Origin of the sequence: Acinetobacter sp. YH12231 (assembly GCF_013417755.1) — a bacterium.
Taxonomy (GTDB): Bacteria; Pseudomonadota; Gammaproteobacteria; order Pseudomonadales; family Moraxellaceae; genus Acinetobacter; species Acinetobacter amyesii.
In genome coordinates this window covers 94,125-110,286 of record NZ_VPDJ01000014.1, presented here as the reverse complement: position 1 = coordinate 110,286, position 16,162 = coordinate 94,125, and the positions used below count along the sequence as shown (strand labels likewise).

The 16,162-nt window shown below is 41.0% G+C and carries 19 protein-coding genes and 1 rRNA gene; 7 read left to right on the top strand and 13 right to left on the bottom strand.

Features of this window, described 5'->3' with window-relative positions:
- Positions 1-11: 11 nt before the first annotated feature.
- A 5S ribosomal RNA gene (gene rrf / locus FTV11_RS10340) occupies positions 12-126 on the top strand.
- Positions 127-271: 145 nt separating this feature from the next.
- Here the strand turns inward: rrf and FTV11_RS10335 are convergent.
- From FTV11_RS10335 to FTV11_RS10320, 4 genes are all read right to left on the bottom strand, one after another.
- Complete coding sequence (locus FTV11_RS10335) at positions 272-1,645, bottom strand: dihydrolipoyl dehydrogenase (RefSeq protein WP_180051237.1); 1,374 nt, start codon at positions 1,643-1,645, stop codon at positions 272-274.
- 85 nt (positions 1,646-1,730) lie between these two features.
- The gene (locus FTV11_RS10330) at positions 1,731-2,918 is read right to left on the bottom strand and encodes a hypothetical protein (protein ID WP_180056100.1); all 1,188 of its coding nucleotides are present in this window, start codon (positions 2,916-2,918) and stop codon (positions 1,731-1,733) included.
- 203 nt (positions 2,919-3,121) lie between these two features.
- Positions 3,122-3,544, bottom strand: a complete 423-nt coding sequence (locus FTV11_RS10325) for a beta-lactamase hydrolase domain-containing protein (protein WP_180051231.1) — start codon at positions 3,542-3,544, stop codon at positions 3,122-3,124.
- A complete protein-coding gene (locus FTV11_RS10320) occupies positions 3,537-3,872 on the bottom strand; it encodes a TIGR01244 family sulfur transferase (RefSeq protein ID WP_078191321.1) in 336 nt (111 codons plus the stop codon). Before FTV11_RS10320 ends, FTV11_RS10325 begins: the two co-directional genes overlap by 8 nt.
- A gap of 124 nt (positions 3,873-3,996) precedes the next feature.
- Here FTV11_RS10320 and FTV11_RS10315 point away from each other — a divergent pair, with 124 nt between their 5' ends.
- Genes FTV11_RS10315 through FTV11_RS10305 form a run of 3 tightly spaced genes read left to right on the top strand, consistent with a single transcriptional unit; the run spans position 3,997 to position 5,766 of the window.
- Entirely contained in the window at positions 3,997-4,893 is an 897-nt protein-coding gene (locus tag FTV11_RS10315) for an alpha/beta hydrolase (RefSeq protein WP_180051228.1), read from the top strand.
- Positions 4,894-5,325, top strand: a complete 432-nt coding sequence (gene trxC, locus FTV11_RS10310; protein ID WP_078191319.1) for a thioredoxin TrxC — start codon at positions 4,894-4,896, stop codon at positions 5,323-5,325. It begins immediately after the preceding gene.
- A gap of 21 nt (positions 5,326-5,346) precedes the next feature.
- A complete protein-coding gene (locus tag FTV11_RS10305; RefSeq protein WP_078191328.1) occupies positions 5,347-5,766 on the top strand; it encodes an acyl-CoA thioesterase in 420 nt (139 codons plus the stop codon).
- A gap of 63 nt (positions 5,767-5,829) precedes the next feature.
- On the opposite strand, the gene FTV11_RS10300 is transcribed toward FTV11_RS10305, so the two are convergent.
- The 3 genes from FTV11_RS10300 to FTV11_RS10290 all read right to left on the bottom strand — a co-directional run bounded on the left by FTV11_RS10300 (position 5,830) and on the right by FTV11_RS10290 (position 7,482).
- The gene (locus FTV11_RS10300) at positions 5,830-6,330 is read right to left on the bottom strand and encodes an ester cyclase (protein WP_180026772.1); all 501 of its coding nucleotides are present in this window, start codon (positions 6,328-6,330) and stop codon (positions 5,830-5,832) included.
- A 132-nt stretch (positions 6,331-6,462) separates the two neighbouring features.
- Entirely contained in the window at positions 6,463-6,966 is a 504-nt protein-coding gene (locus FTV11_RS10295; RefSeq protein WP_180012065.1) for a DUF4442 domain-containing protein, read from the bottom strand.
- 27 nt (positions 6,967-6,993) lie between these two features.
- Positions 6,994-7,482 (bottom strand): YajQ family cyclic di-GMP-binding protein, encoded by a 489-nt coding sequence (locus tag FTV11_RS10290; RefSeq protein WP_078194203.1) that lies wholly within the window; start codon positions 7,480-7,482, stop codon positions 6,994-6,996.
- 92 nt (positions 7,483-7,574) lie between these two features.
- On the opposite strand from FTV11_RS10290, the gene FTV11_RS10285 reads away from it, so the two are divergent.
- Positions 7,575-7,889 carry a rhodanese-like domain-containing protein gene (locus FTV11_RS10285; protein WP_078194202.1) on the top strand — a complete coding sequence of 105 codons (315 nt, stop codon included), beginning with the start codon at positions 7,575-7,577 and terminating at the stop codon, positions 7,887-7,889.
- 44 nt (positions 7,890-7,933) lie between these two features.
- Here the strand turns inward: FTV11_RS10285 and mnmC are convergent, their stop codons facing one another.
- Genes mnmC through FTV11_RS10265 form a run of 4 tightly spaced genes read right to left on the bottom strand, consistent with a single transcriptional unit; the run spans position 7,934 to position 11,381 of the window.
- Entirely contained in the window at positions 7,934-9,880 is a 1,947-nt protein-coding gene (gene mnmC, locus FTV11_RS10280) for an FAD-dependent 5-carboxymethylaminomethyl-2-thiouridine(34) oxidoreductase MnmC (protein WP_180073963.1), read from the bottom strand.
- Between the two features lie 37 nt (positions 9,881-9,917).
- Positions 9,918-10,433, bottom strand: a complete 516-nt coding sequence (locus tag FTV11_RS10275; protein WP_078191313.1) for a hypothetical protein — start codon at positions 10,431-10,433, stop codon at positions 9,918-9,920.
- A gap of 5 nt (positions 10,434-10,438) precedes the next feature.
- Positions 10,439-10,741, bottom strand: coding sequence for a YciI family protein (locus FTV11_RS10270; protein WP_078191312.1), 303 nt, complete (start codon positions 10,739-10,741; stop codon positions 10,439-10,441).
- Positions 10,742-10,769: 28 nt separating this feature from the next.
- Positions 10,770-11,381 (bottom strand): inner membrane-spanning protein YciB, encoded by a 612-nt coding sequence (locus FTV11_RS10265; RefSeq protein WP_078191311.1) that lies wholly within the window; start codon positions 11,379-11,381, stop codon positions 10,770-10,772.
- Between the two features lie 44 nt (positions 11,382-11,425).
- Here FTV11_RS10265 and FTV11_RS10260 point away from each other — a divergent pair, with 44 nt between their 5' ends.
- On the top strand, positions 11,426-12,277 hold the full coding sequence (locus tag FTV11_RS10260; RefSeq protein ID WP_180024578.1) for a PHP domain-containing protein: 852 nt from the start codon (positions 11,426-11,428) through the stop codon (positions 12,275-12,277).
- Between the two features lie 454 nt (positions 12,278-12,731).
- Here the strand turns inward: FTV11_RS10260 and FTV11_RS10255 are convergent, their stop codons facing one another.
- The gene (locus tag FTV11_RS10255) at positions 12,732-13,643 is read right to left on the bottom strand and encodes a bestrophin family protein (protein WP_078191309.1); all 912 of its coding nucleotides are present in this window, start codon (positions 13,641-13,643) and stop codon (positions 12,732-12,734) included.
- Positions 13,644-13,718: 75 nt separating this feature from the next.
- Positions 13,719-14,420, bottom strand: a complete 702-nt coding sequence (radC, locus tag FTV11_RS10250; protein ID WP_180022585.1) for a DNA repair protein RadC — start codon at positions 14,418-14,420, stop codon at positions 13,719-13,721.
- Positions 14,421-14,532: 112 nt separating this feature from the next.
- Between radC and coaBC the strand changes: the two genes are divergently transcribed.
- Positions 14,533-15,804, top strand: a complete 1,272-nt coding sequence (gene coaBC / locus FTV11_RS10245; RefSeq protein WP_180063973.1) for a bifunctional phosphopantothenoylcysteine decarboxylase/phosphopantothenate--cysteine ligase CoaBC — start codon at positions 14,533-14,535, stop codon at positions 15,802-15,804.
- The last annotated feature ends 358 nt before the right edge of the window (positions 15,805-16,162 follow it).

Genomic DNA, 16,162 nt, shown 5'->3' with positions numbered 1-16,162 from the left:
ATAACAGTTGTGCTGGCGACAATAGCAAGAGTGAACCACCTGATCCCTTCCCGAACTCAGAAGTGAAACCTCTTAGCGCTGATGGTAGTGTGGGGTTACCCATGTGAGAGTAAGTCATCGCCAGCTCATTATTCGAAACACCCCCTGATATCTCAGGGGGTGTTTTTTTATGCGTGGGGAAAAAGAAAAAGGGAAAGGAAAAAGGATAGAGGGGGATACGGAAATTAAGCGTTGGATATCCAACGCTATAAGTTTACATAGAATGATAAAATTATCTTAACTGACGTCGTGCATGCTTTAATGCTGTTCTTAACCCTTCTTCTAAAGTTGGATGATAGAAAGGTTTATCCAAAATTTCATGTATGCTTAGTTCTTCTGAAATCATCCAAGCTAGCAAATGTGCTAAATGTTCAGCTTCTGCACAGAATAGCTCAGCTCCTAATAGTGTATGGTTAATTGTATCCACATATACTTCGGCAGCCCCTTTATTTTTAGCAGCAACAATCGCACGACCTTGTCTTTCGTAAGAAACGAAACCAATGACGAATTCTGTGTTTTTATCTTGTAGTTGCTTATAGCTTTGACCAATAGTTGCCATTTGTGGTGTAGAAAATAAGATGCCTAAAGGTGTTAGCGTCTTGATGGATTTAGTTTGTGGAAAATTTAAACAGTTTTGTACAGCAAACTTGCCTTCATGAGCTGCTTCGTGTTGGATAGGGGTATTGGTATGTGCATCACCGACGATAAAAATAGGATAATCTGCTAATTGCTTTGTATGAGGGTCGATCGGTAATTTTTTTAAATCTTTAAATTCGGCACTTATACGTTCTAAACCTAATGTATTTAATAATGTATGTCTGCCAGTTGCAGCTAAGACATAGTCAACTTGTAGCGTTTTTTGTACGTTTTCTTCAGTGTAGGTTAGATGAACTAGATCGCCTTCAACAGAGTAATGTTCAGGTAAAATTTCAAACTTTAGCTTTAACTCTTTACTTAATTCTTCCTGTGCGAGCTTTTGCAATATAGGGCTACTCAGTGAGCCAATTTTTCGACTACGTGCAAAAACGGTGGTGTTTATATTAAGCCGTGTTAAAGCCTGAGCTAATTCCAAAGCAATCACGCCACTTCCAATAACTGCGACAGATTTTGGGAGTTGTTCTAATTCAAATATCTGATCGGATGTAATTAATTTATCGCCTAATATTTGTTTTTGTTCAGTATCTATAGCAGGAGTTGTACCTACTGCAAGGATAAATGACTTGGCTTGATATGTTTGGTTATTTACTTGAATTGTATTTGAATCAATAAATTCAGCTTTTCCTGAAATTTTATGTTGGCTTGGCCAGCTTTTAACATCTTTTAACGTGGCTCTTGTAAAACGATCACGTAAGGTTTGAACATGTTGCATGACGCTAGAGGTATCAATTTCACTTTTGACATCTAGCCCTAAATTATCAGCATGTCCTATTTCGTACATACGGTTGGCAGTAGAGATAAGTATTTTACTGGGCATACAACCGACACGTGCACAGGTGGTGTCCCAAGGACCATCATTAATGATAAGAATATTTTGTGTTTTTTTAATTGCTTCTTTATAGGCTGAAATGCCTGCTGTTCCTGCACCGATAATGATGATGTCGTACATTTTTCTAAATTTCATTTTAAATAATTATAATTAAATATATAAAAAAACCCTCCATAAGGAAGGTTTTATTTCAAATACTTACATATTAATATTTAATGGATGTTGGTTGGCTCAAAGTTGTTGTAATAACGCCGTTATTATTCACTGATTGTCCTTCAAAAGTAATATTATTGAAAATATGTTTAAATTTGAGTACTGTGCCATTTAAAGAATTTTTAAATGTAAAAATATTAGTACCTTCTAAATAAATACTTCCAGAAAAATTTTGGGAATTTGAATTTGGAGTTTCATTTTCTATTCGACTACCAGAAATTGTTGAAATGCTTGGGATATCTAATACTTGCACGGAATTAGATTTAATTCGATAAGTAGCAAGAGTAGATGGATTCCCTGGCAATGAATTAATAGTGAAAGAAACTGATTCGACTTCAGGTGTATTTGGGTTGTCATTTGTTAGAACATCAAATGACGAGTTATTTTGTAATACAAACAGTTCCCCATCTGTTGATGTTGGGTCTTTATAGATGCTTAACGCACCCTTAGTTTCAGTTGTTTCGTCTTCATATGTTAATGTTACTTGATATTCACTATCTGTTTCATTCATTGAAACGATTCTTAACTGCTCTGTCTGACTTAAACCCCAACTTTGTTTATAAGGGTAGCCAAATACACCAGTAACCCAAATATCATTATATTTTTTATCAGTATTGCGATTATCAAAAATGATAATCATCGTTTTTCCAGTAAATGCATCAATTTGTTCTTGTGATAGTTTCATACCTGAAACTTCATCATCATTAACATCAAAGTCCCAGTTATTATATTTTTGAGGATTTACGCTATTTAGCGCAGTTTTAATTTGTTCGTCACCAAAAAGGATATAACAACCTGTATTTGCATATGTACCTGAATCCATACATTTTTCACGATAAAAAAATGCCGTTTTATCTTTGTCGAATAATTTTTTTGCATCTAGAGCTATTTGTAATGGACCTTGCGCAAATGTATCCATTGAATGATCAATATAGCCTTTTGCTGTTGATGCATCGTTAGGATCATAATTACCGAATAAATATTGCCCTTCACGTTTTAGAATATCTAACTGTGCTTTTGCAATTTCAGTTGGGGTTGTTGTACCACCATTGTTATTATTATTGTTTTGATTAGAAGAATCTGTTCCTTCGTTATTAAAATATCCATCACTACCACCACCACCACAAGCTGTAAGTATAGTGGCTAAAGTAAGTACAAGTGTCCCTTGAACGAATTTCATGAAGTACCCCAAAATAGTTATTTATGTATAGAAAAAGTTATATTGCGTAAAGATACCACACATAAAAAATGGCGCAAATAGCGCCATCTTTATATTCGTCATTTTATAGTGCAGTCCCGACACTTACACCAACGGTTGGACGTACATTCATAGAATTACACCCTGTTAGCAACAACGTTGTAAATAAAACTACAAACACGAATTTAGTCATTGAGCAAACCTTGAGCCTTAGCTTGATTGAAAAGAGATGTCGAACGAGAGCCGCTGCGACAAATCATCAAAATGGGTTTAGGGAGCTCATTATAATATTTGGCAAATTCCTTCACGTCTGTTTGAAAAATTTTACCACTTTGCACAGGTTGATACACAACACTCACATGAGACTTTTCAGCAATCCCTCTTAACTGTAAAACAGTCACTTCATTGCCCGCCTCACTATCTGGTCGATTCACAATCACAGATTTAAATTTAAGTTGCTTGAGTAAACTTGAAAATTTATCTGTGGTCATTTGTCCAGAGACACTTAAATTTGCATTTAAAGGCTGACTGCTATTATCTGCATATGTAGGTGCTGGAAAGATGCATGTTGCGATCAATAAAGCTTTTTGAATGAAAGCCTTAGTCATCCAAAAGATCCATCTGTTTTGCTAGTTGATATAGGTTATTTGAACGGTTACCTGTACGACAGAACATGAGTACTGGCTTTGGCAATTCATTAAAATGATTAGCAAAGTTACGGACATCTAGCTCAGAAATTTGACCCGCAACAACAGGTTGATGAACATAGTCTAAACCAGCGCTACGAGCTGCTTCTTCAATTTGAGCACTGGTTGGTTGCTCAGGACCACCTTCCATGTCAGGGCGGTTATTGATAATCGATTTAAAGCCTTTTTCAACCACTTGCGCTACATGTTCTGGGCCGATTTGACCTGCAAAACCAACATTTTCGCTCATTGAGTCACTCCATAATTTAATTCATAGATTTATGCTTTATGATAGCATTAAGCACAAACTTGAGCAGAATGTTCTTAAATTTTTATAAGCGATTACAACCATAAAATAACGCAATGGAGCGCGTATGCACGCCTATACAGTCGAACCACTGTATGTCAAAAGCGGACAAGATGTTATAGCTGCTGACTTTTATCGTCCAAAATCTGTTGAAAAACCTGCAGTCATTCTCATGGCACATGGTTTGGCGGCATTACGCCAGTTTAAATTAGTGCAATATGCCAAGCGCTTTGTACAAGCGGGCTATGCTGTCGTGTTGTTTGACTATCGCTATTGGGGGGGTAGCACGGGGCGTCCGAGAGAATTAGTGAACCTTAAAGCTCAACTTGAAGATTGGCGGACCATGATCGATCATTTACAGCAGCGTAAATCGATTGATTCAAGGCGCATTGTATTATGGGGAACATCGCTGAGTGGTGGCTATGTACTCAGTTTGGCGGCAGAGCTTAAAAATATTAAAGCGGTGATGGTACAAGTTCCATTTGTCGACGGCGCTGAAAGTGCAAAATTGTATCCCCTACAGCAATTACCCAAAGCATTAAAATTATCAAGTCAGGACTATATGGGCTCAAAAGTTGGGATGAGCCCAACGACTTTGCCTGTAGTTCATCCACATCGATTGTGTTTTTTACAGTCTGAAGACAGTTATGCGGGCTATTTATCGATTGTAAATCCTGATTTTTATTGGAGTGGCGAAATTCCGGCTCGGGCCTTTTTTAAATTAATTCGTTATCGTCCAATATTGGATGTCCGTAAAATTAGCATACCAGTACTTTTTATTGCAGCCAAAGAAGATGGTTTGATTCCCATCGAATCAAGCCGAGAAACTGCGACCAATATTGCACCGTATGTGCAATATTATGAGTGGGAAATGCAACATTTTGATATTTATCATGGGCAATGGTTTGAAAAAGCCATGGCAACCCAATTAGAATTTTTACATCAACATGTTGGAGTCAGCTAAATGATCGTTGTGTGTCCTGAATGTGGTGCAAAAAACCGTGTACCTGAAGAAAAACTCGAAGTTGGACCTGCATGTGGTCAATGTCATCAAGCATTGATTCCATTGGCGCCCATCGAGTTGAATGAAAAGAACTTTGCCAACTTTATTAGCAATAGTGATTTACCTGTGCTGATCGATTTATGGGCTGAATGGTGTGGACCATGTAAGATGATGGCGCCACACTTTGCACAAGTTGCAAAATCTAATCCGAAGGTGGTTTTTGCCAAAATTGATACCGAAGCAAACCCTCGATTGAGCGGTGCATTTAATGTTCGTAGTATTCCTACACTGGTTTTGATGAATAAAACCAACGAAATTGCTAGAATAAGCGGTGCAATGCGTGCTGGTGAGTTACAACAATGGCTCAATCAGCAGTTAAATCTACCTCAATAAATGTCAGCGCCAGGAGCTAAAGTGTCAGAAACTCATGTAAAACCTGAAGGAACGCTTTCCCTACAAACCATCGCGATGCCTGCAGACACCAACTGGAGTGGTGATGTTTTCGGTGGTTGGATCGTGTCACAAATGGACTTGGCCGGTGCAATTCACGCAGAGCGTTTCAGTCAAGGACGCTGTGCAACGATTTCAATTAACCAAATGACCTTCCTCGTTCCTGTGAAAGTCGGGGATGTCATCAGTGTATATACCAAAATTTTAAAAGTGGGTAATACCTCTATCCAAATGCAGATTGAAGTTTGGGATAGTCACGACAGTTCACGTGATCCAATTCGCGTAACCGAAGGTGTATTTACATTTGTCGCTGTCGATGTGAAAGGTGCTAAGCGTCAAATTCCTGCGGATGCAAAAGCTAAATTTGCTGCAGATCAAGCTTAATTAAAGTAAGACAAAAAAAGCCGCTCAATCGAGTGGCTTTTTTTATGAATAGTGGCTGAGAAATTAAAACATCGTGTTTGAGTTGGCACTGGTTTCAGGAATGCTTTGTTGCACATCCCAATGTTCAACAATTTTGCCATTTTCAACACGGAAGATATCAATAATGGCTTCTCCGCGGTCTTGCTTATTTTGCGTAGAATGCACATGTAAATAGACCAAATCACCTTCGGCAGCGGCACGTTTGATCTGGTTTTTTGCTTCAGGATTTTGTTTAAAATACTGGGTAAAATAATCGACAAAAGGCGCTTTGCCATCAGGTACATGCGGATTATGTTGAATATATTGATTGCCAATATATCGGTCAGCATATGTCTTAACCTGATGTTTAAGAAAGACACCTTCATAAAAATCAATCACGATTTTCTTATTTTCCGCTGCTTGGCTGGTTTGAATATTGCTATCAGCCGCTTGATTTGGAGTCGTTGGCGTTGCAGGAATAGTACTTTGACATGCAGTTAAAAAAACCGCCATGCCGATGAATGAAAGGAGAATGATTTTTTTCATAAAGTGCTCAATATATTTGTGTCGTGCAAGCATATTGAGCGGAATTACTGCGTATAAATAGTAAAAAACAGTCTTGATTTTGCTGAAATTTGGTAAAACTTATACTTACCTAAAAGTAAGTTTTATTTACATTTATTTATTTTTCAGAGCGGATTTTGCCACCCACGCCCAAAGCATTTCACATTGAATCGGTGCTTCACCAGATTCATCGGTGACTAAGACCTGTACTAAGGTTTCACCTTTTTCTGTGCTTTGCATTTGTCGTTGCTGTTCGGGTGTAAGCGTTGCGATGGCTTTCATCCCACCTTGGGTTGGACGTTTAAAATCAACTTTGAAACTTTTAATTAGGACAATGGCGCTATCAGGGACGTTCATTGCTGTGACAAAACCTGTGGCTGTTTCTGCGATCAGCGCCATGGCACAGGCATGTACTTGCCCGATATGGTTTTGCATCGCCTTATGATTGGCGATGCTCACCTCAACACGCTCAGGGCTGACATGTTGATATTGGATTTTAGCCGTTCCAACCATGGGCACGACACGACCAAAAGCTCGACTGAGCAAACGACTTTGAATACCTTTGGGTAATTTAGAGCTTGCTTTGACCAGTTTATTTAGACGATTTGGACGTGCCATATTGACCTCAATGGCAGTTGTGCTGCCTTAATCTTTAAAGTTGTTAAATTGAAGCGGCACACCAAACTGTTGCTCTTTTAAGAACGCCATCACTTGTTGCAAAGTGTCACGTTTCTTGTCAGTCACACGAATTTTGTCGCCTTGAATAGAAGATTGCACTTTAATGCCGCTTTCTTTAATGGCTTTATTGATTTTTTTTGCAGTATCAGAGTCAAGACCGTCTTTTAGTTTGATCACTTGAATGACGTTTTTACCAGAAGCCGTCATTTTTTGTGGATCGAGTGCTTGAATGTCGACTTTACGTTTGAAGAAATGATTTTCGAGCATGGTATACACTTGCTCACATTGGAAATCGCTTTCTGTTGAGATTTTGATTTCCTTATTTTTCTCATTTAACTCAATTGAAACGTCTTGACCACGGAAGTCAAAACGCGTCGCAATTTCTTTTTGCGTGTTTTGAACTGCATGATTTACTTCAAAAACTTCTAATTCGGAAACAATATCAAAAGAAGGCATAGATTAGACCTTTACAAAGGGAAAGAATATCTGAGATGCTAGGGATGTTTTCTTCATTTGCCAAGTGTTGTTTACATCAAAAGGAGTGCGCAATGATCCGTAAACAAGAAATTACAACATTTGAGTTCCCAGAAGACTCGATTATCTGGGATGTTCGCGATGCAAGTGCTTATGCTGAAGCACATGTGAAAGGTGCGGTTAACCGACCGATCAACGCATTGTCATCAGATGCACTGACTCAGGTGTCAACGGATCAACCCATTTACATTTTATGTGGTGGCGGAAGTAAAGCTCCACGTGCAGCAGAGTTACTAGAGGGTTTTGACAGCTCACGTGAATATGTAATCTTAATGGGCGGCACGCGTGCTGCTCGTGATGCCGGTCTTCCTTTGGAACAAGGGAAATAAGATCGAATCAAAAAAAGCGCCGAAAGGCGCTTTTTTATTGCAAGTTATTTTTCTTGAGGTGGTGCTGAGGGCACCTGACCTTGAAAATAAGGTTTCTTGGTTTTTTGTTTCGCTTTGGCGCGTCGTATAAAACGTGCTGCATGAATTTTATCGAGTAGCTGTGTTGGAATAGGGCAGGCTTCTTTTAAGACTAGCGCGGCAATGATTTCACTACAGAGCGGTGCATACAGGAAACCTTTAGAACCGAGTCCACTACAGCTATAAATGTGCTGATCTTCATGGACTGCACCAATTACCGGGAAAAAGTCTTTCGTCTGTGCGCGAATCGCAGCACGTCCATGCCATTGCTCAATCGGTGCTAAGGTTTTGGCAAAGTCAGGGAACACACTGTGGATAAGTTCATAGTTATGCACATGGTCTTCGGTGAGAACGTCGGTGTCATCACGGCCGGGATAAAATGACGCGCCCATAATCATCTGTTCGGCATCCAGTTGCATACAATAGCCTCCATAACTATAGGCGGTATGCATATCCATTTGTTGAGCGGGGTTGTTCAACCAACTGACTTGTCCACGAATGGCACGCAGCTCTGGATAATCTGTTTGTAGCTGCATACTTTCACGTGCTGCACAGAGAATGACATGTTCGACAGATGGAAGCTGCTGATCCTGTGTAAATAGCGCAACGCCATTTTGTTGCTGCTCAATGCGTTGAATATCTGCTTGTAACAATTCAATGTGTGAATGCGCCAAGATTTGGTCACGAAGCTGATGTGGACTGACTGCGCCTGCTTGTTTGAGGAGCAGGGTTGGATATGTTGAGGCTAATTGATTTAGCGTGCCTTCTTCAGCAGCTAATACCTCTGAAGGATAACTTTGAGCTAAATCAAGGTGTTCTGCTTTATTTTTTAAAATAGATTGGTGAATCTGTAAGGGACGAAATGCCTTGAAGTTTTGATAATGCTTGAGTGCATATAACCAGCTCAAGGTCATCAAATGTTCAGCACTTTGTTCAATTGGACAGAGTTTAGGGTTGAGTAGGGCAAGAGGATTACCCGATCCACCGCTGAGTGGTGCTGATTTCTCGTAAATACGCACTTGATGCCCACGTTGAGCAAATGCCCAAGCACAGCTTAAACCGGCGATGCCAGCGCCAATAATCGCGATTTGACGGGGCTTATGACCTACAGTGATTTCAGGATTTTTTTTTTCGTCTAAAGTGGGTATGTCAGCAGCATTGGATTGATCATCTAACTTTTCAGGTGCGAGCCAAAAGGCTTTGAGCATTTCACGCTTATGAGCAAAGCCACGTGGTCGTGTAATAGTAATGCCATGTTCACGTAAGCCGCGTTTGAGTACACCGGCCACACTAAATGAGGCGAAGGTCGTCCCAATGTCCGATAGACGCACGATATTTTTGAGTACGTTTTCTTCCCACATGTCAGGATTACAGGCAGGTGCAAAACCGTCCAAGAACCATGCATTGACTGTAGCAGTTTTTGCCATGACCGGAAAAACGTCGTGTGCATCGCCTAACCAAAGATCAATCGAAAAACGTTCTTCTGGAAAATTGAGTCGATGACATCCAGCAATAGGTTCAGGATATTGCGCAATCAGTTGCTGTGCCAATGGCTGTAATTCAGGCCATGCATTTAATGCACGAATGAGATCTGCTTTAGATAAAGGGAATTTTTCTACAGAAATAGCATGTAGATGACTGTGATTATTTGGACGAACCTGTTGCCATAATTGCCACAGGGCCAAAATATTTAATCCTGTACCAAAACCTGTTTCACCGACACTGAAATATTCAAAATCAGTCAGAGCCGCGAGGCGAGTGTCGAGGTCATTCCCTTTTAAAAACACATGACGTGTTTCGAGCAGACCGTTGTCCTTCGAAAAATACACATCACCAAACTGTTTAGACACTGGAATATCAATGCCATCGATCATTTGCCAATCGAGATCGGCAGTCTGAATTGCACCTGACAAAACTCAAGCAACCTTTAAATTGAAGTAGAAAAACGAATTACCATTGACGACGACGTTTGGTATAGACGTAACTGGCCAACAAGAAACCTAAAATCACGCCAACACCCAGTGTGGTCCCGCCGTATAAAAACATCTGCGCGCTACGTTCACTTTGTAGCACTTGTACTTGTACGCCCAAGCTATCATTTTTAAGTTGTAATTCTTGGTTTTGCGCCAAGGCTTCAAGGTTAGCTTTTTCTAACTGTTGTAAGCGTACAGATTGGTCTTTGACCATCGCTTTGACTTTGGCATCTTGCAGCGCTTTATTTTTTGCCAATTGCTCAATGGTCAATGGATTTGCATCTTGAGGTTGACCATTGGGATTGACGGTTGCCGCCACTTTAATGATGCCCGGTTTATTGGCAGGAATAGTATGCGGCACAGGATTGGGAGGAGGTGTTGCAGTCGTTGCTTGAGCAGCAGGGGCTACAGCAGGTGCAGGAGCCGGTTCTTCAGCCCATGCAGTTGAACAAATTAAAGATAAGCCCAGTAAACTAGAAACAACGACGCGCATGAACCTTATCCTTTAGGAAATGCTTTGTTAAATGGTTTGACATCAATTTGGCCATAAACCCCTTCTTTGAGGAAAGGTTCATCTGCCAACCATTGGTCTAGGGCTTCACGACTATCAAAATCGACAATGATCGTACTGCCATAAAAACCAGCTTGCGGGTTTGCCGGATCTTTAGGCATCGCACCTGCAACAATCAGACGACCTTCATCATCAAGTTTTTGTAGACGTTCAAGATGTTGAGGACGAACCGCAAGGCGCTTTTCCACTGTACCTTCATTATCTGTACAGCTTACGACGAATAATGGCATGACTTTTCCTGATTTTTGACCGAATGGATTATTCTGAGGTCTTAAAGTATTTACGTAATACAATAAACTGAATAATGATAAAGGAAAACATCACGATCATGTCACCAAAAGCAGTGAATTCACCCCAATATTTTCCGTCTGCAAACAAATAAGCGAAAAAGGTGTGTAAACATGACATCACCACGAACATTGCAGCCCATGCATAGTTCAATCGTTTCCAACCGACAGCGGTTAAATTTAAGACTGGACCAAATAAACGTTCGATGAGTGGTTTCTTATCTTTACTAAATAGTGGAGAAAGTAAAAACGCGCCAGCAAATACCAAGTTTAGTAAAACGGCTTTTAAACGAATATAAAAATCATCGCTTAGCATCAGGGTAATACCACCAAAAATCACGGTCATGAACAACACAATCCATTGTTGTTTATCTAGACGGAATTTTTGCATGACAAACAATGCACCATAAACCACAAGCATGGAAATGATGAGACCTGATGTTGCCACAAGAATGTTATTGTTATCGACACCCCCAGCAGAACCAATCAATTGTAATAATGGGTGCTGCGTATCTTTTGGATCTACAGTTTTATATAAATAAAAGAAAATAATGAGTGGCACAAAGTCTAAAAGTGCTTTCATGTTAGAGTATCTAAATCTGATCAAATAAATGACATAGTATAGAGATGCAAGGCGTAGATTTACATACACACAGTAATATTTCTGATGGTACTTTGTCACCAGAGGCTTTGGTGCAGGCCGCAAGTGCTATTGGAATTCATACGCTGGCTTTGACTGATCACGATACGATGGACGGATTGTTGGCAGCAGAGCAGGTCGCGCATGAATTAAAGCTGCAATTAATCTCTGGCGTGGAGATTTCCAGCCAGTGGTCGAGACCTGCGACCAAAAAAAGTTATGGTGTGCATATCGTCGCTTTAAATATGCAAAATCCTGCGCCCATACAAGCCTTATTGATGGATCAAAAGCGTATTCGAGCGGAACGTGCTCGGCAGATTTGTGACTTACTGATACCGTTAATTGGTCAAGATATTTATAGCGATGTGGTTGCCAAAGTCGACCATATTCCAGATCGGGTTACACGTACCCATATTGCCAAAACTTTGGTGGAAAAGGGTGTGGTTGCGCGTCCACAACAAGCTTTTGATAAATATATTAAAGAAGGCAAAAAAGCCTTTGTAAAATTTGAAGGTCCGAGTCTTGCTGAAACCATTGAGGTGATTCATGCCAGTGGTGGCTTTGCAGTGTTGGCGCATCCGACGCGTTATGATTTATCTGCGACCAATATTCGTTATTTGATCGAAATCTTTGCAGAAGCGGGCGGCGATGCGGTGGAATTACCACCGGCAATTGAGCCATTATCGACTCGTCAAATGGTGGATCGCATGATTGCTGCCTTTAACTTAAAAGTTTCTGTTGGCAGTGATTTTCATGGTGACAATATGCCATGGATCAAACTCGGCAACATCCCTCGAGTGAAAGAAGGGCAAGTTGGAATCTGGGAGAGTTTTGCTTAAAGTCGTTCTCTAAGATTTTCCTTACTTAGAGATGTTAGGCACATAAAAGTAATTTTGAATTTTTAAAAATCATTTTGAGTCGATTCGACGGAGTCTTGCATCTAGAGATTGAATATAGGGATTAGCCTTCGGCTGGAGGTACGCTTACGACACATTGTTTCTCGTTCGATAAAGTGAGAAGCGTGCTTCGTAAGGAAACCATCTTGCAGAGCAGTGCTCCTCACCGCAAAACTCGATCATTACCGTTAAATTATTCACAGTACTGCAAAAACATTTTTGATTAGAAGTCGTCCTGACTCAAACACTTGCGGATGACCTTGCCGCGTATCGTTCTTTTATTTAAATCAAATTACGCTTCTGATCTTGCTGCGTAACATCAATTGCTTACATATCTTCGATGTACAAAAAAGTGTACGCAAGGCTATGTAAGCGAGGGTTTAGACCCATTGATCAATTACAGTAAATTATGATCTTTGGCTTGAATCGGTGGTGGGGTGGGTTTTCCTAAAGTCCCAAGTAGCTCAATTTCAATAGTACGCACCATCGAGTCCAATGGAAGGTCATTACTTTGTGTACCAAAGGGTTCTTCTATCTCTGAACTCAGCGCATCTAAGCCTAAAAAGGTATAGGCCAAAATCCCGACCAAAAGGGGGGTCGCAAGGCCTAAAGTAGAACCCAAGCTAAACGGCAAGACAAAACAGAAAAAATAAACGGTTCGATTTAGCAAGACCGAATAAGCAAACGGTAATGGCGTGGTGGCAATACGGTCACAGCCGGTTTGTACGGTGCTGAGTTCCATCACATGCTGATTCATCTGGGTATAAATAATATCTGAAATTTCACCATCTTTGAGCGCTTGCATTAGCTCCCATTGAATCAAACTCAACGTGTACTGCGGTGCATTGGCCTGTTGGTATAACTGGGTGATGGCATTCGCACTCATGCCGCTGGTTTCAACCAGTTCAGTGGGATTGGCGGTTTGATGGCGGAGTCGGTCACGTAAAACGTTGGCAAAGACGATTACATGTTGAATCACACGTTCACGACGGCCTTGACTGAGTAAACGGCAGTCACGGTCAAAATGTCGCGCGTTGGCAATCAAAATGCCCCATAAACGCCGAGCTTCCCACCAACGGTCATAGCAGGCTGAGTTTTTAAAGCCCAAGAAAATCGACAGCACAACACCGATCAGGGTAAAGCCGACCAAAGGAAATTCGGTAAAATGGAAGATATCGACATAGGATAAGCCGCCCACAATGGCAGACAGCAACATAACGATCCCGAGCGGAGGTAAAACCTTAGGTAAAATCGTTCCTCGCCAAGAAAATAGCAGCTTAAAAATACTCGGTTGGTCACGGACGATCATGTTCGAATGATAATTTCTAGTTTTAAAAAATTATGATGATCTTCGGGTTTGCTCAAGCACTTGTCAATAACTGTTTCATGCAGATGAGTGTGCTTGGAGCAAGCCATGTTCAGCAAAGGAAAAACTCCCTTCTGTTGAGATAATGCAATGATCGATCAGTCGAATTTCCACCAGCTGACAAGCCTGCTGAATGAGTCGAGTCAATTCAAGATCGGCAGCAGAAGGTTCTGCACGACCGAAAGGATGATTATGTGCAATGACGATACTGCTGGCGTGTTCAGAAATGGCGTATCGCAGCAGTTGATTGATGGAAATTTCACAGGTATTGAGGCTGCCATAAAAAAGTTTTTTAAAGTTTATTTTTCTTAAATGCGCATCTAGGCAGAGCACGCCAAAGACTTCTTGACGTTCCGCTAAAAATTCAAAGCGAAGAAAGTTTTGTAATTGTTCAGAGTGTTGCAAGTGCAAGGCTTCATTTTGAAAATGTTGACTCACATAGCGTTTACCGAGTTCTTTTACCGCCATGAGCTGCGCATATTTACTGTTTCCAATGCCATGAAACTGGCGTAAATCCTCAAGTGACGCATCCATCAGCGCTTGCAACTGACCAAAGTGTTGGATCAAGACTCGTGCGAGTTCGACAGCAGAGTGCTGCTGGGAACCTGAGCGTAGGAAGATAGCCAGTAGCTCAGCATCGGATAAACTTTGTGCGCCTTGTTGAATCAGGCGCTCACGTGGGCGCTCTTGTTCAGGCCAATTTTTAATTGAATTATTCATTATTCTTAGACTTTTTTATTATCAGTCAATCGGCTTTTTCACAGCAGATTGTTGGGTCAGTGCATATTTAATGCTATTGTGAGCGCCACTGCAACAGATAGGTAGCCTGTTCGTGAGCTTTGATTTAAGTGTAATGCCCACAAAAAATATTCTTTTAGGTGTCACTGGTGGTATCGCAGCCTATAAAAGTGCCATTCTTGTCCGTCGGTTAAAAGATGCCGGATTTGATGTGCGCGTGGTGATGACTCAAGGTGCGCAAGCCTTTGTGACCCCGCTAACGTTTCAGGCGCTTTCAGGCAACCCTGTGCATACCGAATTACTCAATCCCGAAGCAGAAGCGGGCATGGGGCATATTGAATTGGCACGTTGGGCTGATTTGGTATTGGTTGCTCCTGCAAGTTGTGACACGCTGGCAAAATTTGCGGCGGGTTTAGCAGATGACCTTCTTTCGACACTTTATCTTGCGACTAAAGCACCCGTCTGGGTTGCCCCTGCGATGAATCAGCAAATGTGGGCAGCCAAAGCGACACAGCGTAATTTAAATACACTGGTTGAAGATGGCGTACATGTGATCATGCCTGATGCCGGTTCTCAAGCATGTGGAGATGTGGGCTTAGGACGTATGCCTGAGCCAGAAGATTTGGCGGATCAAGTGACGGCCTATTTTCATCAAGCACAGCGAGCCATTGCTGAAAAATTTGGCATGCTTGCAGGTAAACATGTGGCGATTACAGCCGGTCCAACACGTGAGTCGATAGATCCTGTACGTTATATTTCCAACCACAGCACAGGTAAAATGGGGTTTGCTCTGGCAGCGGCATGTTATGCAGCTGGTGCTAAAGTAACGCTGATCGCAGGACCCGTCAGTTTAGATACACCAAATGGTGTACGACGGATTAATGTGCAGTCTGCAATTAAAATGTTAGACACCAGTCTGCAAATGTTAGATGAAGGCTGTGATATTTTTATTGCAACAGCGGCTGTTGCTGATTATCGCGTGGCAGAAGTTGCAGAGCATAAAATCAAAAAAGCTGGCGATGAACTCAATGTGGCTTTAATTAAAAATCCAGATATCGTTGCAACAATTGCGCAGCAGTCAAAACGTCCATTTATGGTGGGATTTGCCGCTGAGACACGCAATGTCGAAGAGTATGCTGCAGGCAAACTTGTGGCAAAAAAACTCGATATGATTGCGTGCAATGATGTTTCACGTAAAGACATTGGTTTTGCTTCAGATGAAAATGCCATGACCGTGTTCTTCGCCGATCAATATCAAATGGAAAAGCGTGATTTAGAGAAAGCTTCAAAACAAGAAATTGCACAGCAATTGGTGGAAGCCATACATGATGCGCTACATCATGAGCCTGAAACGGACGATGAATAATTTCAGTTGATTCCTTAAAAATCCCCGCAATGTTCGGGGATTTTTTTATGGCGCTTTTTAGATGTTTTGTTTAAGGCTCGTTATTGAAGAAATCACAGGGGGACCGGTTTCATATTGAAAATTTGACGGCTAGGAAACTACTACCAAAATGGTCATTTTCAACAAAAATATGTCAGCAAGAGACCAAGGCTGTCAGTGTTTTAAAACAGTAAAAATGCAATTTAAGTGATTGATATCAAAATTAAATATAAAATTGAGAAATCTTGATAATTTGGCTTGTACTGTGTGTTTTATTGGCTATTATGAAGCAAACAATGAGGAATGTTTGGATCGGAATCTGTGATCGGTCTGACTTTTT